At 71.7% G+C, this 24,934-nt stretch carries 22 protein-coding genes; 13 read left to right on the top strand and 9 right to left on the bottom strand.

The window, feature by feature from the left end:
• Positions 1–23 precede the first annotated feature (23 nt).
• From ACFY1E_RS33560 to lon, 5 genes are all read left to right on the top strand, one after another.
• Complete coding sequence (locus ACFY1E_RS33560) at positions 24–3,650, top strand: ATP-binding protein (RefSeq protein ID WP_389082688.1); 3,627 nt, start codon at positions 24–26, stop codon at positions 3,648–3,650.
• Positions 3,651–3,732: 82 nt separating this feature from the next.
• Positions 3,733–4,107: a hypothetical protein gene (locus ACFY1E_RS33555; protein ID WP_389082685.1), complete on the top strand. Its 375-nt coding sequence runs from the start codon at positions 3,733–3,735 to the stop codon at positions 4,105–4,107.
• Positions 4,104–4,526 carry a hypothetical protein gene (locus tag ACFY1E_RS33550; protein ID WP_389082683.1) on the top strand — a complete coding sequence of 141 codons (423 nt, stop codon included), beginning with the start codon at positions 4,104–4,106 and terminating at the stop codon, positions 4,524–4,526. The genes ACFY1E_RS33555 and ACFY1E_RS33550 overlap by 4 nt, the downstream gene beginning before the upstream one ends.
• A 145-nt stretch (positions 4,527–4,671) precedes the next feature.
• The gene (locus tag ACFY1E_RS33545) at positions 4,672–5,436 is read left to right on the top strand and encodes a rhomboid-like protein (protein ID WP_389082680.1); all 765 of its coding nucleotides are present in this window, start codon (positions 4,672–4,674) and stop codon (positions 5,434–5,436) included.
• 236 nt (positions 5,437–5,672) lie between these two features.
• Positions 5,673–8,087, top strand: coding sequence for an endopeptidase La (gene lon, locus ACFY1E_RS33540; protein WP_389082678.1), 2,415 nt, complete (start codon positions 5,673–5,675; stop codon positions 8,085–8,087).
• Between the two features lie 70 nt (positions 8,088–8,157).
• Here lon and ACFY1E_RS33535 read toward each other — a convergent pair whose 3' ends face one another.
• Positions 8,158–8,982: a lysozyme gene (locus ACFY1E_RS33535; protein ID WP_389082675.1), complete on the bottom strand. Its 825-nt coding sequence runs from the start codon at positions 8,980–8,982 to the stop codon at positions 8,158–8,160.
• A 236-nt stretch (positions 8,983–9,218) separates the two neighbouring features.
• Between ACFY1E_RS33535 and ACFY1E_RS33530 the strand changes: the two genes are divergently transcribed.
• Entirely contained in the window at positions 9,219–9,710 is a 492-nt protein-coding gene (locus ACFY1E_RS33530) for a MarR family winged helix-turn-helix transcriptional regulator (protein ID WP_389082673.1), read from the top strand.
• Between the two features lie 288 nt (positions 9,711–9,998).
• Complete coding sequence (locus ACFY1E_RS33525) at positions 9,999–10,139, top strand: DUF397 domain-containing protein (protein ID WP_389082670.1); 141 nt, start codon at positions 9,999–10,001, stop codon at positions 10,137–10,139.
• Position 10,140: 1 nt separating this feature from the next.
• Here the strand turns inward: ACFY1E_RS33525 and ACFY1E_RS33520 are convergent, their stop codons facing one another.
• The gene (locus ACFY1E_RS33520) at positions 10,141–10,929 is read right to left on the bottom strand and encodes a protein phosphatase 2C domain-containing protein (RefSeq protein WP_389082668.1); all 789 of its coding nucleotides are present in this window, start codon (positions 10,927–10,929) and stop codon (positions 10,141–10,143) included.
• Positions 10,930–11,308: 379 nt separating this feature from the next.
• Between ACFY1E_RS33520 and ACFY1E_RS33515 the strand changes: the two genes are divergently transcribed.
• The 5 genes from ACFY1E_RS33515 (at position 11,309) to ACFY1E_RS33495 (ending at position 17,034) form a co-directional block, all read left to right on the top strand.
• The gene (locus ACFY1E_RS33515; protein WP_389082665.1) at positions 11,309–14,200 is read left to right on the top strand and encodes a nitrate- and nitrite sensing domain-containing protein; all 2,892 of its coding nucleotides are present in this window, start codon (positions 11,309–11,311) and stop codon (positions 14,198–14,200) included.
• On the top strand, positions 14,197–14,700 hold the full coding sequence (locus tag ACFY1E_RS33510; RefSeq protein WP_389082663.1) for a roadblock/LC7 domain-containing protein: 504 nt from the start codon (positions 14,197–14,199) through the stop codon (positions 14,698–14,700). Before ACFY1E_RS33515 ends, ACFY1E_RS33510 begins: the two co-directional genes overlap by 4 nt.
• Positions 14,697–15,107, top strand: coding sequence for a DUF742 domain-containing protein (locus tag ACFY1E_RS33505; protein ID WP_115905942.1), 411 nt, complete (start codon positions 14,697–14,699; stop codon positions 15,105–15,107). The genes ACFY1E_RS33510 and ACFY1E_RS33505 overlap by 4 nt, the downstream gene beginning before the upstream one ends.
• Positions 15,088–15,714 carry an ATP/GTP-binding protein gene (locus tag ACFY1E_RS33500; protein WP_389082660.1) on the top strand — a complete coding sequence of 209 codons (627 nt, stop codon included), beginning with the start codon at positions 15,088–15,090 and terminating at the stop codon, positions 15,712–15,714. Before ACFY1E_RS33505 ends, ACFY1E_RS33500 begins: the two co-directional genes overlap by 20 nt.
• A 69-nt stretch (positions 15,715–15,783) precedes the next feature.
• Positions 15,784–17,034 carry a styrene monooxygenase/indole monooxygenase family protein gene (locus tag ACFY1E_RS33495; protein WP_389082658.1) on the top strand — a complete coding sequence of 417 codons (1,251 nt, stop codon included), beginning with the start codon at positions 15,784–15,786 and terminating at the stop codon, positions 17,032–17,034.
• On the opposite strand, the gene ACFY1E_RS33490 is transcribed toward ACFY1E_RS33495, so the two are convergent.
• The 4 genes from ACFY1E_RS33490 to ACFY1E_RS33475 form a co-directional block, all read right to left on the bottom strand.
• On the bottom strand, positions 17,031–18,083 hold the full coding sequence (locus ACFY1E_RS33490; RefSeq protein WP_389082655.1) for an NlpC/P60 family protein: 1,053 nt from the start codon (positions 18,081–18,083) through the stop codon (positions 17,031–17,033). The two genes, ACFY1E_RS33495 and ACFY1E_RS33490, sit on opposite strands and share 4 nt — an antisense overlap.
• Positions 18,084–18,187: 104 nt before the next feature.
• Positions 18,188–18,517 carry a hypothetical protein gene (locus ACFY1E_RS33485; protein ID WP_389082653.1) on the bottom strand — a complete coding sequence of 110 codons (330 nt, stop codon included), beginning with the start codon at positions 18,515–18,517 and terminating at the stop codon, positions 18,188–18,190.
• A gap of 10 nt (positions 18,518–18,527) precedes the next feature.
• Positions 18,528–19,175 carry a TetR/AcrR family transcriptional regulator gene (locus ACFY1E_RS33480; protein WP_389082650.1) on the bottom strand — a complete coding sequence of 216 codons (648 nt, stop codon included), beginning with the start codon at positions 19,173–19,175 and terminating at the stop codon, positions 18,528–18,530.
• Between the two features lie 114 nt (positions 19,176–19,289).
• Positions 19,290–20,228 (bottom strand): diiron oxygenase, encoded by a 939-nt coding sequence (locus ACFY1E_RS33475; RefSeq protein ID WP_389082648.1) that lies wholly within the window; start codon positions 20,226–20,228, stop codon positions 19,290–19,292.
• Positions 20,229–20,355: 127 nt separating this feature from the next.
• Here ACFY1E_RS33475 and ACFY1E_RS33470 point away from each other — a divergent pair, with 127 nt between their 5' ends.
• Positions 20,356–21,471, top strand: coding sequence for a ferritin-like domain-containing protein (locus tag ACFY1E_RS33470; RefSeq protein ID WP_389082646.1), 1,116 nt, complete (start codon positions 20,356–20,358; stop codon positions 21,469–21,471).
• On the opposite strand, the gene ACFY1E_RS33465 is transcribed toward ACFY1E_RS33470, so the two are convergent.
• From ACFY1E_RS33465 to ACFY1E_RS33455, 3 genes are all read right to left on the bottom strand, one after another.
• Complete coding sequence (locus ACFY1E_RS33465) at positions 21,468–21,977, bottom strand: DUF3291 domain-containing protein (RefSeq protein ID WP_389082644.1); 510 nt, start codon at positions 21,975–21,977, stop codon at positions 21,468–21,470. The genes ACFY1E_RS33470 and ACFY1E_RS33465 overlap by 4 nt on opposite strands.
• Positions 21,978–22,066: 89 nt before the next feature.
• A complete protein-coding gene (locus ACFY1E_RS33460; RefSeq protein WP_389082642.1) occupies positions 22,067–23,542 on the bottom strand; it encodes a penicillin-binding transpeptidase domain-containing protein in 1,476 nt (491 codons plus the stop codon).
• Positions 23,542–24,921, bottom strand: coding sequence for an FtsW/RodA/SpoVE family cell cycle protein (locus tag ACFY1E_RS33455; RefSeq protein ID WP_389082640.1), 1,380 nt, complete (start codon positions 24,919–24,921; stop codon positions 23,542–23,544). The genes ACFY1E_RS33460 and ACFY1E_RS33455 overlap by 1 nt, the downstream gene beginning before the upstream one ends.
• Positions 24,922–24,934 lie beyond the last annotated feature (13 nt).

Here is a 24,934-nt window from a genome sequence, read left to right as displayed (position 1 = left end):
CCATGGCCTCGAATTACCCGTTCGTGGGACGTGAAGACGTGCTGGGGGAGCTCCGTGCGGCCCTGGAGCGGTCTGCGTCCGGGCGGGGCGGGCTCGTCACCCTCACCGGGCCGGCCGGCGCCGGTAAGACCCGTACCGCCGAGGAGGTCGCCGCGCAGGCCGGTGGTTCTCGCGTGCTGTGGGCCTGGTGTCCGCCGGAGACCGCCGGGCGGGCCTTTCGGCCCTGGTCGCGGTTGTTGCGGGTGCTGGTCGCGGAGGATGTGGCCTGCGGGCGGCTGGTGGCCGCGTCGCCGCCGCTACGGGCGCTGGTCTCGGGGGCGGCGGCCGGTGCCCTGCGCGGTGCCGACCCGGAGACCGCGCGGCTGCGGCTCGCAGGCGATGTCTCCGAGCTCCTGGCCACGGCCGCGCGCCGCCGCCCGCTGCTCCTGGTGCTGGACGACGTGCACGCCGCCGACGCCTCCTCGCTACGGCTGCTGCTGGAGACCGCGGACGCGGCCCGCACCTGCCCGGTCCTGCTGCTGGCGACGGCTCGCGACGAGGATGCGGCCTGGGGGGACGGCGGCTGGGCTCGGGCGCAACTGCTGCGACGGGGGCGGGCGTTGGGGCTCGGGCCGTTGAGGGAGCGGGACGTCGCGGTGTTGGTCGAGGCGGTGACGGGGGCCGCTCCGGAGGCGGATGCGGTGCATGCATTGGTACGGCGTACGGGCGGCGACGCGTTCTTCGTCACCGAGCTGCTGCGGGCCGGGAGTTGGGGCGCCGCGCCACCCGGGGACGGGGGCGGCCCCGGTGTCCCTTCGGTCGCCGTCCGGGCCGCCGTACGCGCCCGGTTGGACGACCTGACCCCGCGGGCCGCGCGCGTGCTGGAGGTGGCGGCGGTCCTCGGTACCCGGTTCCGGCTCGATGTGCTCGCCGAGGCCGCGGAGGTGCCCCTCGGCGAGCTGCGCACGCTGCTCGGGGAGGCCGCCGGTGCCGGTCTGCTGGCCGAGGCCGGCGCCGACCGGGGCGCCTTCCGGCACGACCTGCTCCGGGACGCGGTCCACGACACCCTCACCCCGGCCGAACGCGCCGCCCTGCACCACGCGGCCGCCGAGGTCCTCGCCGGCTACGCCCGCCGCGGCCGCGACACCGGCCCCGCGGAAGTGGCCCACCACCTGCTGCTGTCCGGCCCCGAGCAGGCACGGGAGGCCGCGAGCTACGCCCGCGAGGCGGCGGCCCGGGCGGAGGCACTGTTCGCCTTCGAGGATGCGGCCCGGTGGTACGAGCGCGCGGTGGAGCTGTGGGACGGGGGCGCTGTCCGGGCCGGCGGTGATGACAGGGGGGCCGGGGGCCCAGGGGCCGGGGGAGTTGCGGGGCCTGGCGGTGGGGGTGATGGCGGGGCCGAGGGCGATGGCAGGGGGGTCGGGGTCGCGGGTGCCGGTGGTGCGGGGGCCGAGGCTTCGGGTGTTGGTGTCGTGGGGGTCGGGGGAGTTGCGGGGCCTGGCGGTGGGGGTGACCGCGGGTCCCGTGGCGGTGACAGGGGGGTCGGGGCTCCCGGTGCCGGTGGTGCGGTGGGAGGGGCTTCGGGTGTTGTTGTCGTGGGGGTCGGGGAAGTTGGAGGGCCTGGCGGTGGGGGTGGTGGCCGGTCCGAGGGCGATGGCAGGGGGGTCGCGGGTGCCGGTGGTGTGGCGGCCGAGGCTTCGGGTGTCGGCGTCGTGGGGGCCGGCGAAGTCGGGGGACCCGGCGGTGGGGGTGATCGCGGGTTCGGTGGCGGTGCTGATCAGGGGCGTGGTCCCGGACCGGGGTCGGCCTCCTGCGCCTACCGCGTCGAGCTCGTGGAAGCCCTTCTCGGGCTGGGTTCCGCGCGGCTCGGGGCCGGGGAGCCGGAGGCCGCGCGGGGCGCGCTGCTCAGGGCCGCCGGGCTGGCGCGGGAGGCCGGGCGGGCCGATCTGCTGGCGCGGGCCGCGCTGGGGCTCGGGACCGGGCCCGTCGGGTTCGAGGTCGACCTCCAGGACCGTGAGCAGCTCGACCTGCTGACCGAGGCCCGCGCCGCGCTCGCCGCCGAACCCCGGCACGCGGCCCTGCGCGCCGCCGTCACCGCACGGCTCTCCCTCGCCGCCGGGCTGGTCGAACCGGAGAAGCACCGCATCGCCCTCGCCGAGGAGGCCGTCGGCACCGCCCGCGAGGCCGGTGATCCGGCGACCCTCGGACCGGCCCTGGCCGCGCTGTGCGACGCCCGGCCCGGCCCCGACCACTGCCGGGACCGGCTCGACTGGTCCACGCAGATCGTGACGACCGCCCGCGACCTGCGCGACCCCGTGCTCGAACTCCTCGGCCGGCGGCTCCGGTTGGTCGCGCTGATGGAGACCGGCGACTTCGCCGGGGCCGACGCGGAGGCGCTCGCGTACGAGACGGCCGTACGACCGCTGCGGCGGCCCCTGTACGCCTGGTACGTGCCCCTGTGGCGCGGCGCGCGGGCGCTGATGGAGGGCCGGTACGAGGACTGCGCCGCCGCGCTCGACGAGGTCGAGGACCTGGGCCGCAGAGCCGGCAGCGCCAACGCCGCCATGCTCGCCGTCACCCAGCGCTGGTGCCTGTACGCCGAGACGGGCGACACGGCAGGCCTGCAGCGGGTGCGGGCGGAGGCGACCATGCTGGAACGCTCCCCGATGCTCTGGCCCCGGGTCAGCCTCGCGCTCGTGGCGGCACAGTTCGGCCGGTTCGACGAGGCCGCCCGCCGCCTGTCGGCCGTCGCACCCCGGCTCGACGGTGCGCCCAAGGACAGCGAGTGGCTGCCGATGCTGGCACAGGCCGCGGAGACGGTCGCCGCACTGGGCTCCCACCCCTGCGCGCCCGCCCTCTACGACCTCCTCACCCCGTACGCCGGCCTCTTCGCCGTGGAGGGCATCGGCGCGGCGGTACGCGGCCCGATCGACCGCCATCTGGCGCTGCTGGCGGCAGCCATGGGCGACCCGGACCGCACCCGCGAGCACCGCGAGAGGGCACTGCGGGCGGCCGCGGCGGCGGGCGCGGTCGCGCTGACGGAACGCATGGCGGGTGAGACGAACGGCAGGCAGCGGGAAGGCGAGGCGCAGGCCGACACCCCGTCCGGCACCCCCGGCTCCGCCCTCTTCCGGCGGGAAGGCCCCCTCTGGCACCTCCGCTACGCCGGTCACGACACACGTCTCCCCGACAGCAAGGGCCTGAACGACATCGCCGTCCTGCTGGCGCGTCCCGGCACGCCCGTGCCCGCGGTCGAGCTGGCGGCGCCGGGCGGCAGGGGGGAGCACGTCGAGGGTCTGCATCCGCAGGGCGACACCGGGGAGGTCATCGACGCCACCGCGCGCTCCGCATACCGGCGCAGGCTGCGGGAGCTGGAGGAGGAGGCCCGGGACGCCGACGAGGCCGGGGACGCCGGGCGTTCGGAGCGGATCGCCGTCGAGCGGGACGCCCTGGTCGGACAGCTCGCGGCCGCGTTCGGCATCGGGGGCCGGGTGCGCCGTACGGGATCGGACGCCGAGCGCGCGCGCACCACCGTCACCGCCCGCATCCGGGCCGCCGTACGGCGGATCGCCGCGGCCCACCCGGAACTGGGCCGGCACCTCGAAACCTCCCTGCACACCGGCACCCTCTGCGTCTACCAGCCGGAACAGACGCCCGAGTGGCGGCTGTGAGGCCCCGCCCCACACTGTGATGTCCGATCTCACGCCCCCTGGGTGAAGCACCCGAGCCAGAACCCAGGGAAGGCAGGACACCATGCCACGCACCGCCAAGGCCGAGGCCGAACTCAAGGTCGACGAGCCCGTCATCGAGGGGCGCTACGCCCAGCTCGGCCCGTACACCGTCGCGTACGAGTCGATGAAGCAGGACATGGACCCCGCCCCGCTCTTCCGGGGCCTGCCCGACGACCGCTGCCAGTGCCCGCACTGGGGCCAGGTCGTCTCCGGCAAGATCGTGTTCCGGTACGCCGACCACGACGAGGTCTTCCACGCCGGCGACGCCTACTACGGCGCCCCCGGCCATCTCCCCCTGATCTTCGCGGGCACCGAGATCGTCGAGTTCAGCCCCACCGCGGAACTCAACCGCACGATGGAGACCGTCGGCCGCAACCTCGCGGGAGCGCAGTCATGACCACCGACACCGACACCGGCACCCGCGTCAAGGAACTCGCCGATCTCTTCGTCCGGTTCCTGGAGACCAACACAGCCCCGGACGGGCTGTTCACGGACGACGTCTTCCTCGACATGACCGTTCCCCAGTGGCGGCTGCAGGCCGTCGGCCGCGACGAGGTCGTCGCAGCGCGCCGCCACAGTCACCCCTTCCTGGGCACCGTGCCGCGCCACCGCGTCGACGCCACGCCCACCGGACTCGTCCTCGAGGTCGAGGAGCAGTGGCAGGACGAGCAGGACGGCACCTGGTACTGCAGGGAGCTGATGCGCGCCGACATCCGCGACGGCGCCATCAGCGAGGTGTCCGTCTACTGCACCGGCGACTGGGACCCCGCGACACGCGCGGCACACGCCAAGGAGGTCGACCTGCTGAGGCCGTAGCAGGACGAAACAGTAAGCAGGGGTTGTCCTCTGACGCATGAAAAGCATGAGAGGTTGCTGTGAATCGCCTCTCGCGTGGCGTCGGTCACAGACAGGGACCCCTGTGGTTGCGAAGGGTGGGGCGCAACGGAAGGAGCGCCGCAACGTGGAACCCATCGCGACGGCCGACAACGAACCCTCGGTCGCGCCCCTTCCCGACGTGTCCGAACTTCTCGACGGTATGCCGCGTCAGCGCGGCGCGGTCACCGTCGCCGCACCGACCGTTCAGGTGCCGCCCCCCGCGGCCCGCGCCCTGCGCCCCTGGCGCCTTCTGCCGACCCCCACCGGTACGCCGTTCACCTTCGCCTACGCGACGGTCCTGGCGGTCACCACTCTGATCGCCGACTACGCCGCCCCGTCGCTCGTCGACAGCCTGCTCCAGGCCTCCAGCACGGACGTCGCACACCTCGTGCAGACGCCCGTGCTGGTGCTGCTCGCCAGCGCGCTGTGGATCGCGGGCGGGGTCGTGTCGCCGTACGTGGTCTGCTTTCTGCTCGTCCTGACGGCGCTGGAGCGGCGCATAGGCGGGGCGCGCACGGCCGTCGTCTTCCTGCTCGGCCATGTCCTCGCCACCCTCGCGACCGAGGTCCCCGTGGGCCTGGCCGTGCTCGTCGGCCACCTCCCCGACAGCTCACTCCACCGCTTCGACTACGGCATCAGCTTCGGGGTGGCCGCCAGCGTCGGCGCCCTGGCCGGACTGCTCATACCCTGGCTGCGCTGGCCGATGCTGGTCCTGTTCGGCGGCATGCTGGTCCAGGACCTGATCGAGTTCACGGACCCGCTGAGCAACTGGGGCCACCTGATCTCCCTGGCCATAGGCATCGCGACCTGGCCGATGATCCGCCGCTGGTACCGCGCGGCGACCGCCTGACTGCCGCCCGACCGCGGATTCTTTTCACCTCGCCCGGCGTTGTCTCTTTTCAGCCCGTCCGGCGTTTGAGGACGAGGCCCCTCAAGGGCCGAAAGGCGGGGGTCTGGGGGCGGCAGCCCTCAGCACACGCGCACCTCACCGCCGTGATCGCTGACAGCGAACGGGACCCCGGGAACATTAGCGGAGCGCCATGCATTGAGTCGGCATAACTCAACTTGACTGCCGGAGGGTAGATCATGGCATCGACGTCCACACCGCTCACCCTGCCCGTGCTGCCGCTCGACGACGAGGTCGTGCTGCCCGGCATGGTGGTGCCGCTGGACCTGAACGACACCGACGTACGCGCCGCGGTGGAGGCCGCCCAGGCCGCCGCCCGCTCCGAGCCGGGAAAGCCCAGGGTCCTGCTGGTGCCACGCATCGACGGCACATACCCGGGCACCGGTGTGCTCGGCACCGTCGAGCAGGTCGGCCGGCTCGCCGACGGTGACCCGGGCGCCCTGATCCGCGGCCGCGGCCGCGTGAAGATCGGCGCGGGCACCACCGGCCCGGGTGCGGCGCTGTGGGTCGAGGGGACGAGGATCGACGAGAGCGTGCCCGAGCCGCTGCCCGGTCACGTCACCGAACTGGTCAAGGAGTACAAGGCCCTTGCCACCGCCTGGCTGCGCAAGCGCGGCGCCTGGCAGGTGGTCGACCGGGTGCAGGCCATCGACGACGTGTCCGCCCTGGCCGACAACTCCGGATACTCGCCCTTCCTGACGACCGATCAGAAGGTCGAGCTGCTGGAGACCTCCGACCCGGTCGCCCGCCTCAAGCTCGCCACCCAGCACCTGCGCGACCACCTCGCCGAGCAGGACGTCGCCGAGACCATCGCCAAGGACGTCCAGGAGGGCGTCGACAAGCAGCAGCGCGAGTTCCTGCTCCGCCGCCAGCTGGAAGCCGTACGCAAGGAGCTGCGCGAGCTCAACGGCGAGCAGGACGGCGAGGAGTCCGACGACTACCGGGCCCGTGTGGAGGCCGCCGACCTGCCGGAGAAGGTCCGCGAGGCGGCGCTCAAGGAGGTCGACAAGCTGGAGCGGTCCAGCGACCAGTCCCCGGAGGGCTCCTGGATCCGCACCTGGCTGGACACCGTCCTCGAACTCCCCTGGAACGAGCGGACCGAGGACGCGTACGACATCCAGGGCGCCAAGGCGATCCTCGACGCCGAGCACGCGGGCCTGGAGGACGTGAAGGAGCGCATCACCGAGTACCTGGCGGTGCGCAAGCGCCGCAGCGAGCGGGGCCTCGGCGTCGTGGGCGGCCGGCGCGGCGGTGCCGTACTGGCCCTCGTCGGCCCGCCCGGCGTCGGCAAGACCTCGCTCGGCGAGTCCGTCGCGCACGCCATGGGCCGCAAGTTCGTCCGCGTCGCCCTCGGCGGTGTGCGCGACGAGGCGGAGATCCGCGGCCACCGCCGTACGTACGTCGGTGCGCTGCCCGGCCGTGTCGTCCGCGCCATCAAGGAGGCCGGTTCGATGAACCCGGTCGTCCTCCTCGACGAGATCGACAAGGTGGGCTCGGACTTCCGCGGCGACCCCGCGGCCGCCCTCCTGGAGGTCCTGGACCCGGCCCAGAACCACACCTTCCGCGACCACTACCTGGAGGTCGAACTCGACCTCAGCGACGTCGTCTTCCTCGCCACGGCGAACGTCCTGGAGGCCATCCCGGAGGCCCTGCTGGACCGTATGGAGCTGGTCCGCCTGGACGGCTACACCGAGGACGAGAAGGTGGTCATCGCGCGGGATCACCTGCTGCCGCGTCAGCTGGAGCGCGCGGGGCTGCAGTCGGACGAGGTCACCATCGACGAGAGCGCGCTGCGCAAGCTCGCCGGCGAGTACACCCGCGAGGCGGGCGTCCGTACCCTGGAGCGCTCGATCGCCCGGCTGCTCCGCAAGGTCGCGGCGCAGCACGAACTGGGCGACCGGGAGCTGCCGTTCACCATCACGGAGGGTGAGCTGCGCGGTCTGATCGGGCGGCCGCACCACGTGCCCGAGTCCGCCCAGGACCCGGCGGAGCGCCGTACGGCGGTTCCGGGCGTGGCGACGGGTCTCGCGGTCACCGGCGCGGGCGGCGACGTCCTCTACGTGGAGGCGTCCCTGGCCGACCCGGAGACGGGTGCGGCGGGTCTGACCCTCACCGGCCAGCTGGGTGACGTGATGAAGGAGTCGGCGCAGATCGCGCTGAGCTTCCTGCGCAGCCACGGTGCCGAACTGGAGCTGCCGGTCGCGGACCTGAAGGACCGTGGAGTGCACATCCACTTCCCGGCGGGCGCGGTCCCGAAGGACGGCCCCAGCGCGGGTGTCACGATGACGACGGCCCTGGCGTCCCTCCTGTCCGGGCGGCTGGTCCGCACGGACGTGGCGATGACCGGCGAGGTCTCGCTGACCGGCCGTGTCCTGCCCATCGGCGGCGTGAAGCAGAAGCTGCTCGCCGCGCACCGGGCGGGTGTCACCACGGTGATCATCCCCAAGCGCAACGAAGCCGACCTGGACGACGTCCCCGCGGAGGTGCTGGACAAGCTCGACGTCCACACCGTGACCGACGTCCGCCAGGTCCTGGAGCTGGCCCTCGCGCCTGCCACGAGCGACGCGAAGCCGGAGGTTCCGGTGGCGGCGTGACGGACGCCACCGGACAGGCAAGGCCCGGGTCCCGTGAGGGAGGCCCGGGCCTTCGCCCGTGTGTACGGGATCAGCCGTTGGCGAGTGCCTGGACCCGGTCGAGCGCTCCATTGAACTTGTCGTGGTCGCCGACGGTCGGGCCGGACGAGGTGTACTGCCACATGGTGTAGTACCCCCAGCCCGCCGGCAGCGTCCCGGCATCCGATGCGTACCGTGCGATCCACAGCGGGTTCGCCGAGGCGAAGCCCGCGTAGTTCCCGGTGCAGTCGCTCCACCAGCTCGTCGCCGTGTAGATCACGGCATCCCGCCCCGTGCGCGCCTTGTACGTGTTCAGGAAGTCGGCGATCCAGCTGACCATCGCGCTCGCCGACTTGCCGTAGCACTCGGCGCCGTACGGGTTCCACTCGATGTCGAGGGTCCCGGGGAGGGTCTTGCCGTCCCTGGACCAGCCGCCGCCGTGGTCGACGAAGTAGTTCGCCTGGGTGGCGCCGCTGGTGGTGTCGGGGGTGGCGAAGTGGTACGCGCCGCGGATCATGCCGACGTTGTACGAGCCGTTGTACTGCTGGGCGAAGTACGAGTTCGTGTAGTACGTCCCCTCGGTCGCCTTCGTGTAGGCCCATTTGACCCCGCTGCTCCACAGCGTCGACCAGGCGACGTTGCCCTGGTGGGCGGAGACGTCGACGCCCTCCGTCTGGGTGACGGCGGTCGGGGCGGGGCTGCCCTTCCGCCCGTCGTGGGCGAGGACGCCCATGCCCATGTGGGCGGAGCCGCGGGCGGGCTGGTCAGCGGCGGAGGCCGGGACGGCGAAGGGCAGTGCGAGGGAGAGGGCGGCGAGCAGGAGCGCGGCGAGAAAGAGGCGCCGGGGGCGGACCGATCCGGGTCTGTGCACGGGCATAGCGTGCCTCCGAAGGCTCGGTGATGCTCGGTGGGGAAGCGCTGCAGCGCCGAGATGCTGTTGGCGTGGGCATGTCGGCCATTTCCTGGTAAGGAAGCTACGCACGTAGAAGAGCGGGTGGGAAGGGGGCCCGGAGTCTGCCGTTGGTCTAGCCCTGCGAAATACTTGAGGAGCTGCGGCAACGACGGGGTCTGGCGGAAACTTTCAGGATCGGGAAAACCGAGGCAGGGGCTGACGTGCACGAAGGCGGAAACGGGGACGAGAGCCGGCTCCCGGACCGGTCGGCACCGAGCGGCGCGGACCAGGAGTACCTGTCCCTGGAGCGCGAGCTGACGGTTCTGCTGCGGCGCGCCCGGGCGAGCCAGGGCGAGATGGCCCGCGAGGTCCACCCCGACCTGGAGTCCGCCGCGTACGGCCTCCTCGTGCGCCTCGACGAGCACGACCGGCTGCGCGCCACCGAGCTCGCGGCCTACATCGGCGTGGGCAAGGCCACCATGTCCCGGCAGCTGCGCGCCCTGGAGGACCTGGGCCTGGTCGCCCGCGAACCCGACCCGGCGGACGGCCGGGCCTGGCTCGTCCACCTCACCGAGGAGGGACACCGCCGGGTGAGCAGGGTCCGGGATGCCCGGCGGGCGCGCTACGTCAGCCAACTGGCCCACTGGGACCGGCGCGAGGTGGCCGAACTGGCGCGGCTGCTGGGGGAGTTGAACCGGGGCATGGAGAAGTAGGCCTCGCCCGGCTGCCTCAGGCGGGCGCCGAGCAGTCGTGCCTGGCCGGCCGCGCTTCAGGCGGCGGGCCCCCGACGAATTGCACAGCGAGAAGCCACCCCTTCCGGGCGTGGAGGAGTCACGAAGGAGTTCTACGGCGAGCGAGTTTGCGAGTTGCCGCGCCGCCGCGAGGGTGCGGGGCTCTCAGTCCGGTCTCGGAGACCTGCTGTACTGCTCGCGGAGGACTACGGACCGTGAAGAGCACGCACGACCTGCATTCCGCGCGCCGGCGCAAGTCGTCGTACAGCAATGCGGACGGGGGGAGTGCGTCGAGGGGCCGACGGCCTCCCCGGCGTCATACCAGTCCGCGACAGCAAGGTTCCCGACGGCCCGATCCTGCTGTTGTCGCCCGCGGCCTGGTCGTCCTTCATCCACGCAGCCGCCAAGTAGGTCACAGGACGACGTACACGACCGTCGCGTCGTCATGCGTCTTGCTGCGCCGCAGATACCTCCGCTCCTCCGCGTCGGCCCGCTCCAGCATCCGTACCCGGTCGACCAGCGCCTGTGCCCCCTCCTTCCGTACGAAACGGAAGCAGTCCGCCCAGTCGCCCTCCCGGAACTTCTCCACCCACCGTGTGGCGCCGTCCGTCAGGGCGGCCAGGGCCCGCACATCGCCCCGCGACAGCACCCCTGTCACCGCCCGTGCCGCCACGGACGGATCCGCGGCGGCCGTATAGAAGCCGCCCTCTTTGTTCCGGACCGTCGAGTCCACGATGGCGTCCGTGGCCAGGGACGAGCGCGGCAGCCGGGACAGGCGGTCGTCCAGGAGGGAGGTGACCGTGCCCTCCGGTGACTCGACCAGCAGGGCCGAGTCCGACAGGACCAGGTACTCCAGCGTCTCCACGCCCCACCGCGCCACGACCACCGTTGCCTGTGGGGTGCGTGGGTGAGAAAGGTCACAGGTGGTCGCATGGGCCTCGGCCGTACGAGTGATGGCGCGGGCCAGCGCCTCCTGCAGCGGAACATCCGGGAGGGAAACGGTCAGTTCGGTCAGGGCGCCGCCGAGACGGGACGTGAACCAGGGGACTGAATGCAGACAGCCCGCCCCACCGCGCGGTGGCGTCACCCCGTCCAGGACGACGAGGGTCCCGCCCTGGCCGGAAGCGGGGAGCGTGGCCGCGGCGAAGTCCTCGTTGGGGTAGGTGGGATCACCCGGCTCCGAGACAAGTTCCGTATGCATTCGGCCAGTCTGCACGACGTCTTCACAAGGTTCGCCAAAGCCTGGCATCGGTCGCGGAATTGACGCACTCGTGCAGGTCAGGCGCCCTGTTTGGGGTGGAATCCGTTGTTCCGGGAAGCCGTGTCGGCGAATACTGCCACCGCCCGGCGCGGACGTCCAACCGGCCTGCCGCACAGGGGCGCTGAACCCTTCCCAGGAACTTGCTCGCCAACTCCCCTCCGATGTTCACTCCTTCGGGTGGCGGGTCAGGTGATGCTCGTCCACTGCCCACCGGCACTGGGAGGGTCGGCACCGTACTGGGCGTACGTACAGTCGACGTCGGTTGACGGAGCGTCACACCCGGGCCCATGAGTACCACGAGTCAGGATTGCGAGCACCGGTGCAGAAGACGCGGCCTCGTCGCACAGGCAAGCAGACGGACCCCGCAGCGGGCGTGGAGCACACGTCCGGCAGCACCGCCACCACCACCGGCAAGGGCCGGCCCACGCATGTACGCAACCGGCTCGTCGTCGCCGTGGCCGTGGTGGCCGCCGCGATAGCCGGGGCCGGTGTCCCTTCCGTCCTCACCGCCTCCGGGCAGCTCAGCGACTCCCAGGACCTGGTGACGCTCGCCGGACAGACCCAGAACGCGCTCGCCCTGGCGCATTCGCTCGCCGACGAGCGGGACGAGGTGACCTCCTACATCGCCGCGGGACGGCCCAAGTCCAAGGCGCCCTCCGAGCAGCGCAGCACCCGCGTCGACCGGCAGGTGGAGGAGCTGCAGCAGGACACCGACACCCCCGCCGCCCTCCGCGGTGACCTGGACGGCATCGCCGCGCTGCGCCGCGCCGCGCTCACCGGCAAGAGCGACGCCCTGCAGACCCACGACGCCTACTCCGCCGCCATCACCGAGCTGCACCGGCTCGCCGAGCAGCTGGCGCAGCAGATGCCGCCCCGGGCCGGATCGGGCGCGTACGCCCTCGCCGAGCTGGACACGGCCGTGCAGCAGGCCGCCGCTGCTCGCGGACTGCTCCTCGCGGCTCTCAACGTGCCCAGCACCACCCAGACGGTCATCAGCCCGGTCACCGGACTGCCGACCACGGTCAGCTCCTCCTCGGCCGCCGACACCAAGCAACGCAACGCGTTGACCGTGGCCGCCCAGCAGGCCCGGCTGCGCTCCGACGCGGCCCTGGCCGACTTCCACGACACCGCGACCAAGGCCGCCCGGACGTCGTACGACTCCACGGTCACCGGCCCGGAGGTCAACTCCGCCGAGAAGTACCTGGCCAGGCTCACGGACCAGCCGACGCTCTCCGAGTCGGAACTCGGCACCAGCGCCTCGAAGGTCGACGCCGCGCTCTCCGCCCGTATCGACGCGATGCGCGGCGCGGAGTCCGCCCTCTACGACCGCCGTACCAAGGACCTGGCCCAGCTGCGCGACGACGACGTCAGTGCGCTGGAGCTGCGGATCGCCGTCCTCGGCGCCCTGATGCTGCTCGCCGTCGGCATCGCCACGGCGATGGCCCGCACCCTCACCCGGCCGCTGTCCGTGCTGCGCCGCGGCTCGGCCCGGCTCGCGGAGGCGGCGGACCCCGCCGCCGAGGAGCCCATCACCTTCACCGGCCGCAACGACGAGTTCGCGCAGGTCGTCCGCTCCGTCAACGCCCTGCACGCGCACGCGGCCGCCCTGAGCGAGCGGATCGTCACCCTGGAGGCCGACCGCAAGCACCTGGTCGGCCAGCGCCAGATGATGGCGGACGCCCGTGAGGAACTGCGCGCCGAACTCGCCGAGTCCGCAGCCCAGCTGGAGCGGTTGCGGGAGAGCATCGGCGGCACGTTCGTGAACCTCTCGCTGCGCACCCTCGGCCTGGTCGAGCGCCAGCTCGCCGTCATCGAGAGCCTGGAGGAGCGCGAGCAGGACCCCGAGCGCCTGGCCACCCTCTTCAAGCTGGACCACTTCGCGACGGTCATGCGCCGCCACAGCGAGAACCTCCTGGTCCTCGCCGGCACCGAGCACGTCCAGCAGCACGCGGGGCCCGTCCCGCTCGTCGACGTCGTGCGTGCCGCGGTCAGCGAGATCGAGCGCTACGAGCGCGTCCGCATCGCCGTGCTGCCGCCGCACGCGCATGTGGCGGGCTTCGCCGCGGACGACCTCTCGCACCTGCTGGCCGAACTGATGGAGAACGCCACCTCGTTCTCCCCGCCGGACCTGCCCGTCGAGGTCTCCGGCTGGCTCCTGGAGAGCGGCGAGGTCATGCTCTCCGTCCAGGACGAGGGCATCGGCATGACCGCCGAACGCCTGACCCGCCTCAACGCCCGCCTCGCCGAGTTCGACCCCGAGTCCCCCTACGACCAGGAGGGCGAGGAGGGCCTGGGCCTCGGCCTCTACGTCGTCGCCCGCCTCGCCCACCGCCACGGCGTCCGCGTCCAGCTGCGCGAACAGAAGCAGGGCGGCGTGGCGGCGGTGGTGGTCCTGCCGAACCCCCTGCTGGCGGCGGCCCCGCCCGCAGCGGTCCCGTCGTCCTCCTCCCCGACGACCGGCGGCACGCTCACCTTCTCCCTCCCGGGCGCGGACGCGGAGGCCAACTCCAACGAGCTGCCGGCCCGCCCGAAGCCGACGGATCCCCTGGTGGCCCTGGCGGAGAAGGCCCTCCAGCACGAGGCGCCGACGCCGGCCGAAACCACGATGGAACTCCTGCTCCCGGACCTGGCGCCCGAGGCCCATGGCCGGCCGTCCGCCGCGGGGACGGAGGCTCATGGCGAGCCGTCCGCCGAGGGGACGGAGGCCCATGGCCGGTCGGCCGCCGAGGGGACGGAGAGCCATGGGGGGCCCGCGCCCGAGGCGACCGAGGCCCACCCGCGTCTCGCGTCCGGGACCATCCCGCCCCAAGCCCGACCGGCAGCCGCCGACGGCGAGTCCACCCCACAGGGGCCACCCGCACCCGACGACGAAAGTGGTACGGGTAGTGCGGTTGGGAACGTCCCCGCCGAAGGTGAAGCCGAGGCGGAGCACACCCGCGCCCCGGACGAGGAGCAGCTCACCGACAAGGGCCTGCCCAAGCGCACCCCCAAGATCACCACCCCGGCCGCGCCCCCGGCGCAACGCCCCCGCACGGTGGACGCGGACGCCCTCCGCCGACGACTCGGCGGCTTCCGCACCGGCGCCCAGGCCGGCTACCGCGCCGTGGAGGCGGAGATCGCCGAACAGACCGCCCAGGACCAGATGCCGGGCACCGCACCAGCCGTATCCGAAGAAACCACGGGGGGCACCGTCGAGGAGGCAAGCAGTTGACCGCGCCCAGTACCTTCGGACTGAGCAGTGAAGCCCGCAACCTGCACTGGCTGCTGACGAACCTGGTCGAGGAGGTGCCGGGCATCCAGTCAGTAGCGGTGGTCTCCTCGGACGGCCTGCTCCTGCTCTCCTCGGACCCCGGCCGGAACGCAGCGGCCAAGGACCAGGCCAAGCAGCGGCGGACCGGCCCCCGGGGCTCCTCCGCCGACCTCGCCACCATCGTCTCGGGCATCGGCAGCCTCACCATCGGCGCGGCCCGCCTGATGGACTCCGGCCCCGTGAAGCACACGATGGTCGCGATGGACGAGGGCAGCCTGTTCGTGATGTCGATCAGCGACGGCAGCCTCCTCGGCGTGCACGGCTCCGCGGACTGCGACATGAGCGTGGTGGCGTACCACATGGCCCTGTTCGTGGGCCGCGCCGGACACGTCCTGACGCCCGAACTCCGCAGCGAGCTACGAAAATCCCTGGAGTCGGAGTCCGCCGGGAGCCACCGATGAGCAGTTCGCCCAAGAAGCTTCCCGTCCGCGGCGGCGACCGCAGGCCGGCCCGCGTGCGCCCGTACTCGCTCACCGGCGGCCGTACCCGCTTCGGCCACGTCCTCCTCGTGGAGACGTTCGTGGCCGCGCTCGACGCCCCGGAGGAGCGCAAAGAGCTGACGAATGGTTCCCTCAGCACCCGGGTCATGCCCGAGATGCAGGCCATCGTCGAACTGTGCCGCCGTATGCGCACGGTGGCCGAGATCGCAGCACTGCTGAAGATGCCGCTGGGCGTGGTCCGCGTGCTGCTCAGCGATCTCGCGGACCAGGGCAGGATCCGCGTGTACGGAACAGGTACCGGTCACGGCACGGGCCGCCCGGACCGCGCTCTGCTGGAAAGGGTGCTGAGTGGACTCCGTCGTCTTTAGAGACACCGCCTTCACGGACACCGACGAGGACCTGAAGTCCTGGCAGACGGACCGCACCCGGGCCCCGATCGCGACGAAGATAGTCGTGGCGGGCGGTTTCGGCGTCGGCAAGACCACCCTGGTCACCGCCGTCTCGGAGATCACGCCCCTGCAGACCGAGGCGCTGATGACGGAGGCGAGCGAGGAGACCGACGACCTCACCGCCACACCGGGCAAGCTGACCACCACGGTGGCCATGGACTTCGGCCGTCTCACGCTCGACGACGACCTGGTGCTCTATCTGTTCGGCACGCCGGGCCAGCAGCGGTTCTGGTTCATGTGGGACGACCTGGTGCGCGGCGCGATCGGCGCGGTCGTCATGGCCGACACCCGTCGCCTGAAGGACTGCTTCCCCGCCCTCGACTACTTCGAGAGCTGCGGACTGCCGTACGTCGTCGCGGTCAACCACTTCGACGGCAGTGAGCTGTTCGAACCGGAGGACGTGCGGGAGGCGTTGACGATCCCCGCGCACATACCTGTAATGATCATGGACGCGCGCCGCCGGATCTCGGTGATCGAGACCCTGCTGTCCCTGGTGGGCCACGCCCTGGACGTCACCCCCGAGTAGCCCCCGGCAGCCCCCGGAGCAGTCCCCGAGCAGTCCACGAGCAGTCCCCGAGTAGGAGAACAGCCCCGCATGCGGAAGATACTCGTCGTAGGAGCCGGCCAGTCCGGTCTCCAGATCGCCCTCGGACTCCAGTCGCACGGGTACGAGGTCACCCTGATGTCGAACCGGACGGCGGACGAGATCCGCTCCGGCCGGGTCATGTCGACGCAGTGCATGTTCCACACGGCACTGCAGCACGAGCGCGATCTCCAGCTGAACTTCTGGGAGTCCCAGGCCCCGAAGATCGAAGGACTCGGCGTCTCGGTGGCGGCCCCCGGCTCGCACGACCCGGGGCCGACGCAGCGTGCGATCGACTGGGTGGGCAGGCTCGACGGGTATGCGCAGTCGGTGGACCAGCGGGTGAAGATGGCCGGCTGGATGGAGACCTTCGCCCAGCGCGGCGGCCAGCTGGTCATCCACGGCGCGGCGGTCTCCGACCTCGACTACTTCTCGCGTACGTACGACCTGGTCCTCGTCTCGGCGGGCAAGGGCGAGCTGGTGTCCATGTTCGGCCGCGACGCCTCCCGTTCGCCGTACAGCGAGCCGCAGCGGGCCCTGGCCGTCTCGTACGTCCACGGCCTCGGCCCCCGCCCCGAGCACCCCGACCACGAAGCGGTCCGCTGCAACCTGGTCCCCGGCGTGGGCGAGCTGTTCGTCATGCCGACGCTCACCACCTCCGGCCGCGCCGACATCCTCTTCTGGGAGGGCATACCCGGCGGCCCGCTCGACGTCTTCAACGGCGTCAAGGACCCGGCGGAGCACCTCTCCCTGACCCTGGAACTCATGGAGAAGTTCACGCCCTGGGAGTTCGAGCGGGCCAAGGGGGTCGAACTGACCGACGCGGGCGGCGTGCTGTCCGGCCGCTACGCCCCCACCGTCCGCAACCCCATCGGCCGGCTGCCCGGCGGCGGACTGGTCCTCGGCGTCGCGGACGTCGTCGTCGCCAACGACCCGATCACCGGACAGGGCTCCAACTCCGCCTCCAAGTGCGCGGCTTCGTATCTCGCGTCGATCCTGGAGAACGGCGAGAAGGAGTTCGACGAGACCTGGATGCAGGGCACGTTCGACCGCTACTGGGAGACCGCCCGGCACGTCACCAAGTGGACGAACGCGATGCTCGCCCCGCCGCCGGAGCACATCCTCAACCTGATCGGCGCGGCCGGCCAGCTCCAGCCGGTCGCCGACCGCTTCGCCAACGCCTTCAACGACCCGGCCGACTTCGAGAACTTCTTCTACGAGCCCGAGAAGACGGCCGCCTACCTCGCGGAAGTGACCGGCTAGGTGCCCTTGGGGCGCCGGTCCGGACGCACGGCTCCCAGGATCGGGAAGGACGCGACCGGCGAGACCCTGACCGTCTCGCCCGTCCGCGGCGCCTGGATCACCATGCCCTCGCCCAGGTACATCGCCACATGCGTGGCCTCCGGGAAGTAGATCACGAGGTCGCCCGGGCGCAGCTTCTTCAGCGGGATCCGCGGCAGCTGCGCCCACTGCTCCTGGCTGGTGCGGGGGATCGGCCTGCCGGCCTTGGCCCAGGCCTGGGAGGTCAGGCCCGAGCAGTCGTACGACTTCGGGCCCTGGGCGCCCCACCGGTACGGCTTCCCGAGCTGCCGCACGGCGTAGCCGAGGGCCCGGGCGCCCTTCTTCGAGGGGCGGCGTGCGCTGCTCAGCACACCGGACGCCATCAGCCGCTGTTGCGCCGCGGCGGTGCCCTTCTCCTCCAGCTCGCCGAGCGCGGCCAGCTGTCGCGGGGTGAGGGAGGTGAGGAGTTTCTCGACGTCCTTCAGCCGCGCCTGTACGTCGTCGCGGTCCTTCTTCTGCCGCTCGGCGAGGGCCAGTTGCTCGTCGAGGGCCTTCCGCGCCGCGCGGTCCAGCTCGCCGGTCTGCTTCTCACTCGCGGTCAGCCGTCCGACCGCCTCGACCCGCTCCCGCGCCAACTGGCCGATCACATGTCCCTCGTCGAGCGCCTGCTGGGGGTTGCGGGCGAGCAGCAGCCGTACGTACGCGGAGATCTCGGTGCTGCCCTGGTACTGCTGCCTGGCCAGACGTCCCGCGGCGGCCCGGCTGTCGTGCAGCGAGCGACGGGCGCCGGCCAGTTCGCGGTCGAGGCGGGCCACTTCCGCGCGCTGCTTCGTCAGCTTCTCCGCGGTGGCGTTGTAGGTCTCGGTGGCCTTCTCGGCCTCCCGGTACAGCCGTTGGAGATCCGTCAGCTGCTGGGCGACGGTACGCCCGCCGGGCTCCGCCCCGGGCACGGCCGCGGCGGGCGGCGGTACGAGGAGCGCGCCGGCGGCCATCGCCACCGAGCAGACCAGGCGCAGCAGCTTTCCTGACACATCATCACCTCCGGTGCGGGGCAGCCCCTCTGCTCCGCACTGTCAGGTGTTGACGTCTCCACGGCCGAAAACGCGCCGCGTGTGCGCCGGCCGGCGCAAGCTCGTCACCCGTCCGTGTCGTCCGGCTTGCGGCCCGGCGTGGCGTCTGGATCGGCGTCCGGAGCAGTGTCCGGCCTGGACCACGGCCACTTCGGCTTCCCGCTGTCCTTCCAGCCCTCGGGGTCGTACTCGTACTTCCAGCCCTGCGGCAGCCCGAGCCGCTTGCTGTGGCCGCGCGGGACGCGCCGGTAGACGAGCACGGTGGGCGGGCCACCGGCCGCGTCCGGCACGGGGATGCGGTACGTCTTGGGCGGGTGCCCGGTGGGGCCCACGAGGACCGGCAGCACCCGGCCGTCCATCGGCCCGCCCACGAACGGTGTCTCTTCGCTCTTCACGGCACCAGTCTCAGACATCCTCGGCCAGCGCCTGCACCAGCGCGGCGGTCTGCGGGTCGCGGGCCGCGGTCACCGAGAGGACGGCCACGAACTGCTCGACCAGCCAGTCCCGCAGCTCGTCGAGCGGCGGATGCTTGTCCTCGTCGAGCCAGATCAGGGAGGCCGCCTCGACCGCCGTGATCCACATCCGCACGGTCATCCGCAGCAGCAGCCCGGGGTCCGGAACCTCCAGATGACTGAGGATGTGCTCGGCGGCGGCCCGCCGCACCCCGTCCACGATGGCGGTCGTCCGTGACGTCTCCACCACGCTGCCGCCCTGCAGCAGCGCACTGAACCCGGCGTCGTGCTGGTCGACGAACGCGAGATACCGGTCCAGGGCCCGGGCCAGCCGGGGCAGCAGCGGCCCGACCCGCGCCTCGTCGAAGCACTGCTGCAGCTCGTCCGCGGCGGACCGCAGCGCCGCCTCGTAGAGCTGCTGCTTCCCGCCGGGGAAGTACCGGTACACCAGGGGGCGGGAGACCCCGGCCGCCTCCGCCACGTCGTCGAGGGAGACGTCCTCAGGGGCGCGGTGAGCGAACAGGGTCAGCGCGGCTTCGAGCAGCTGGCTGCGGCGTTCCTCGACGCTGAGGCGGCGGTAGGCCGGCGCGGCAGGGGTCATGGGTGCAGCGTAGTCGGCGGCTGCGGGTGCGTCGTGGCTGGTCGCGCAGTTCCCCGCGCCCCTCAGGGGCGCGGGGAACTGCGCGAGCAACCCCCACCGGCGCGCACTCTGCACTCAAGCAAGCAGCCCCGAGCTCTTCCAAAGCCGTCGCCCGACACCCCGCAGCACACCGATGTCGTCCAGGAAGTCGGTCAACCGCTTCGCACCGGTCTGCATGACTTCCCTCCGGTGCCCGCTGCCGCGAACCTGCGCCATCGCCTCCCGCTTGTCAAGACCGACATTCGTGTACACCTCGGGGTTGACGAAGGCGACGGAGAACACCCGCGCGAACTCACCGGACGTCACCCTGGTGAACTCCTGCGACCACCGCGGCGCCGTCACCATCTGCCGCCGCAGCTCCTCCCGTGCGTACCGCACATGCCGGGCCTCCTCCACGACATGGATCCGCGTGACCCCCCTGATCAGCGGCTGCACCCGCTCGTCCGGGAACGTCAGCCGCTGCATCCAGTCGAGCACCTCCTCACCGAGGAGGGTGGCCGTGAAGGAGCCGGGCGTGGTCGAGATCGTCTTGAACAGCCGCCCCAGGTTCTGGTGCACCCGGGCCACCGGATACCACGGCGCGTCGCCGCGCGAGATCAGCCGCGCGAACATCTTGGAGTGCCGGCACTCGTCCTCGATCTCGGTCAGCGCGTACCGCACATGTGCGCTCGTGGCCGCCTTGTCGTAGATGTGCCGTACCAGCAGCTGCATGAGGATCAGCTCGAACCAGATGCCGAGGGAGGCCAGCGCGGCCGCCTCGTGCTGCGAGAGCAGGATCCGCTGCTCCTCGCCCATCCGCTTCCACAGGGGCGTGTCGTACAGCGACACCAGCTCCGGCGGCCAGAACCACTTGCCGTCCTCGAAGGGCGCGTCCCAGTCCAGTTCCTCGTCGGGGTCGAAGGAGTGCCTGGCGGAGGAGGCGAGGAGCCGTTCGGCCACCTGTTCGCGGTCCTTGAGCAGCCCGAGCGCGTCGCGCAGACCGGCCGGCGCGTCGGCTTCCGTCAGGGTCGTCATCGTTCTCCCACCTCTGTTACCCGGGGTCACATCCTCCACCGCTTATGAGACTGCTTGTCAGCAAGCTCGTCAATCCCCTGCGCGCGACTTGTTGACCCGGCGTCTACCACGTGTGAGCCTGCGAAGCATGCCGACTTACGACCTGTACGCCATGGACGCGGGAGACCCTCTCTGGCAGGTGCCGGCGACCGGCGCGGCCCGTTTCAGCTGGGAGTACGACGATGGCCGCGACCGCCTCCTCGCCCTGTACCAGAAGGGCAAGGACAAGCAGTGGGACGGCCAGAAGCGCATCGACTGGAATCTCGAAGTCGATCCCTACGACCCCCTCGGCACCCCCGACGAGGCGATGTCGCTGTACGGCACCAAGCACTGGGCCAGGATGACCGACAAGGACAAGGGCGAGCTGCGCAAGCACTACGCCTCCTGGCAGTTCAGCCAGTTCCTGCACGGCGAGCAGGGCGCGATGATCTGCGCCGCCCGGATCGTGGAGTCCGTCCCCGACCTGGACGCCAAGTTCTACTCGGCGACCCAGACCATGGACGAGGCACGGCACGCGGAGATCTACGGCCGCTTCCTGCACGAGAAGATCGGGATGCTCTACCCGATCAACGACAACCTGCAGTCGCTGCTCGGCGACACCCTCCGCGACAGCCGCTGGGACATGCCCTACCTCGGCATGCAGGTCCTCATCGAAGGCCTGGCCCTGGCCGCCTTCGGCATGATCCGCGACACCACCGACAAGCCGCTGCCCAAGCAGATCCTCGCCTACGTCATGCAGGACGAGGCCCGGCACGTGGCCTTCGGGCGGATGGCGCTGCGCGACTACTACAAGCAGCTCACCGACGCCGAACTGCGCGAACGCGAGGAGTTCGTCATCGAGGGCTGCTATCTGATGCGGGACCGGCTGCGCGGGGTCGAGGTCCTGGAGAACTTCGGCATCCCGACCGCCGAGGCGGAGGAGTACAGCGAACAGTCCGAATTCCTCGCGCTGTTCCGGCAGTTGCTGTTCTCCCGCATCGTCCCCTGCGTCAAGGACATCGGCCTGTGGGGCAAGCGGCTGCAGCAGGCGTACGTCGACATGGGCGTGTTCGAGATGGGCGACTCGAACCTGGACCTGTTGATGGCCCAGGACGAGGAGATCGCGGAACAGCTGGACGCGGAACGGTTCGCGGCGGAGGAGCAGGAACGCGTGGCCGAGGTGACGGACGCGATCGAGGCGGCCGCGGCCGCGGGCGAGAGCTAGACCGAGCACCCCAGGTCGTCCGGCACCACCAGCGGCACCGGCTCGGCCCCCTGCGCCGGGAACGACGTGCGCAGCGTGAAGGCGTACGGCGTGGGTCCGTTCGCGCGCAGGTGCAGCAGCCGCTGCTCGGCCTCCGCGACGGTCGGCCGGTGTCCCGCCGGGACCCACCACAGGACCACCATCGCCTCCTGCACCCGTTCGAAGAACTCGCGGCGGCGGGCCAGCATCTCGCGGTGGCGGCCCTGGTACATGTACGCGGTCAGGGCGTTGCTGTCGCGCCACACCGACATGTTGATGATCAGCCACTCGTCGCCGAAGACGGGCACGTCCGTCGCGTTGCCCGAGTCGCTCTCGAGCCGCCAGACGAAACCGTCCGCCGCGTCGGCGTCCGCGTTCACGGGGTCGAGGTTGTCGACGAAGTCCTTCAACTGCGGTGAGTCCAGAGGGGCTTTGAGGCGTCCGATGTTGACCTGGGCGAGTTGGTACGCGGCATCGGGTGTCGTCATGGACCGAACGATAGGTCGGGGTTCCTGGTGATCCCAGACCCCGTCTCAGCATGTGAGCCCTGTCGGCCGAGCCCGTCCAGGAGCCACGGTCAACTGCTGTTGTCGGGTGAGGAGTTCAGTACCGCCCGCATCACGTCCCGGGCGATCGGCGCGGCCACCCCGCCCCCGGTGATGTCGTCGCGGTCCGCCGACGCGTCCTCCACCACCACGGCCACCGCGACCCTCGGCAGCACCTCGCGCTCGCTCTGCGCCCAGGACACGAACCAGGCGTACGGCATACCGGAGTTGCCGATGCCGTGCTGGGCGGTGCCGGTCTTGCCGCCGACGATCGCGCCGGGGATGGCGGCGTTCGTGCCGGTGCCCTCCGTCACGACGTCCTCCATCAGCTGCTTCATGACGTCGGCGGTCTCCGGGCGCATCGCCTGGCGCACCGGGCGCGAGCCCGCCGTCGTCATCGTGGCGCCGTTGCCCGTGGTCGTCCGCTCCACCAGATAGGGCGAGCGCACCTGCCCGCCGTTCGCCACGGCCGCCGCGACCATCGCCATCTGCAGCGGCGTGGCCCTCGTGTTGTACTGCCCGATCGACGACAGCGCGAGCTGCGCCCGGTCGACGTGGGTGTCGAAGGTGCTCGGCGCCACGGAGAAGGGGATCCGCAGCCGGGGGTCGTTGAAGCCGAAGGCCTTCGCCGCGGCCCCCATGCGCTTCACGCCCACATCCACGCCGAGCTTCGCGAACACCGTGTTGCAGGACCAGGCGAAGGCATCCCGCAGCGGGGCGTCCTCACAGCCGTCGCCCTCGTTCATCAGCAGGGTCGTGGTACCCGGCAGCCGGTAGGGATCCGGCGACTCGGTCGGCCGGTCGACGTCCAGGACGACACCGGCGTCCAGCGCGGCCGCCGCGGTGACCACCTTGAACGTCGAACCCGGCGGATACGTCTGCCGCACCGCCCGGTTGAGCATCGGCTTGTCCGGATCCTCGTTCAGCCGCGTCCAGGACCGCTCCGTCGCCGCGGCGTTCCCCGACAGCACGGCCGGGTCGTAGGACGGGCTCGACACCAGCGCCAGTACCCGCCCCGTCGCCGGCTCGATCGCCGCCACCGCACCCCGGCGCCCGTCGAGCCCCTGGTAGGCCGCCCGCTGCGCCGCCGGGTTGAGTGTCGTCACGACGTTGCCGCCCCGGCCCAGGGTCCGCGTGAGGTCGCCCACCAGGGGGAACGGCGCGAGCATCGGGTCGGTGCCGGACAGCACCGAGTCCCCGGTGTGCTCCAGCAGCGTGGTGCCGTACACCTGCGAGGCGAAGCCGGTGACGGGCGCGTACAACGGGCCGTCCGTGTACGTCCGTTCGTAGCGGAGCTGCTCGCCGGAGTCCCGGGAGCCGGTGACGCTCCGCCCGCCGACCAGGATGTTGCCGCGCGGCCGCTCGTAACGGGCGATGGTGGCACGGCGGTTGGCGGGATTGTCGTCCAGGGTCCTGGCGCTGAAGATCTGGATGCGCACCGCGTTGACGAGGAGCGCGACGAGCAGGAGGGCGCAGAAGAAGGCGGCGTGCCGGATGTGCCTCGCCATCAGGGCGCCACCTCCCCGTTGTACTGCCGCCGTGCCGAATGGCTCACCCGGATCAGCAGCGCCACGATCGCCCAGTTGGTGACCAGCGAGGAGCCGCCCTGCGCGAGAAACGGCATCGCCATGCCGGTCAGCGGGATCAGCCCGGTCACCCCGCCCGCGATCACGAACACCTGCAGCGCCACGATCGAGGCGAGCCCCACGGCCAGCAGCCGGCCGAAGGGGTCGCGCAGGGCGAGGCCGGCCCGGTAACCGCGCTCCACGAGGAGGCCGTAGAGGAGGAAGAGCGCGGACAGGCCCGCGAGGCCCAGTTCCTCCCCGGCCGTCGCGAGGATGAAGTCGGACTTCGTGGCGAAGCCGATGAGGACGGCATGGCCGAGGCCCAGGCCGGTGCCGAGGACGCCGCCCGCCGCGAAGGCGAACAGGGACTGTGCGATCTGGTTGGGGCCCTGCCCCGCCTCGATCGTCGCAAAGGGGTGCAGCCAGTCCTGGACCCGGCTGTTCACATGCGGTTCCAGCCAGCCGACGGCCACCGCGCCCGCGGCGGCCAGCAGCAGTCCGACCGCGATCCAGCCGATGCGCCCGGTGGCGACGTACAGCATGACCACGAACAGCCCGAAGAACAGCAGCGAGGTGCCGAGGTCCCGCTCCAGCACCAGCACACCCACGCTCACCAGCCAGATCGCGAGGATCGGCCCGAGCGCCCGACCCTTGGGCAGCTGCACCCTCCGCAACCGCCAGACCTGACGCCCGGTGTACGCGAGCGCGCTGCGGTTGGCCGCCAGATACGCGGCGAAGAACACCGCGAGCAGCACCTTCGCGAACTCGCCCGGCTGGATGGAGAATCCGGCGATCCGCACCCAGATCCGGGCGCCGTTCACGGCCGGGAAGAGGATCGGCAGCGCCAGCAGGAAGAGCGCGGCGACGACGAAGACGTACGCGTACCGCTGGAGCACCCGGTAGTCCCGGACCATCAGCACGAGCATGATGAACAGGGTCACACCCAGCGTGGACCACACGAGTTGGGTGGGGGCGGCCTGGTCGTGCGGAGTCTCCAGGTCGAGCCGGTGGATCAGCACCAGACCGATGCCGTTGAGCAGTACCCCGATGGGCAGCAGCAGCGGGTCGGCGTACGGCGCCCGCATCCGCACCGCCCAGTGGGCGAGCAGCGCGAGCACGCCGAGCCCGGCGCCGTAACCGGCGGCGCCGGGCGGGACGGTGCCGTTCCTGGCGAGGCCCACGGCGCAGTAGCCGTACACACACAGCAGTACGGCGACGACGATGAGGGCGAGTTCGACGCCGCGGCGCCGGGGCAGGCGGGTCACTTGGGCCGGAGTGGCCGGGGCGTCCGCCTGTGCCACGGTGGGTCCGGCGTTGGTCATGTCCGGAACCTAC

This window comes from Streptomyces sp. NPDC001604 (assembly GCF_042893475.1).
Taxonomy (GTDB): domain Bacteria; phylum Actinomycetota; class Actinomycetes; order Streptomycetales; family Streptomycetaceae; genus Streptomyces.
Note: the sequence above shows the minus strand (reverse complement) of the source record. Positions and strands in the feature narration are given on the sequence as shown.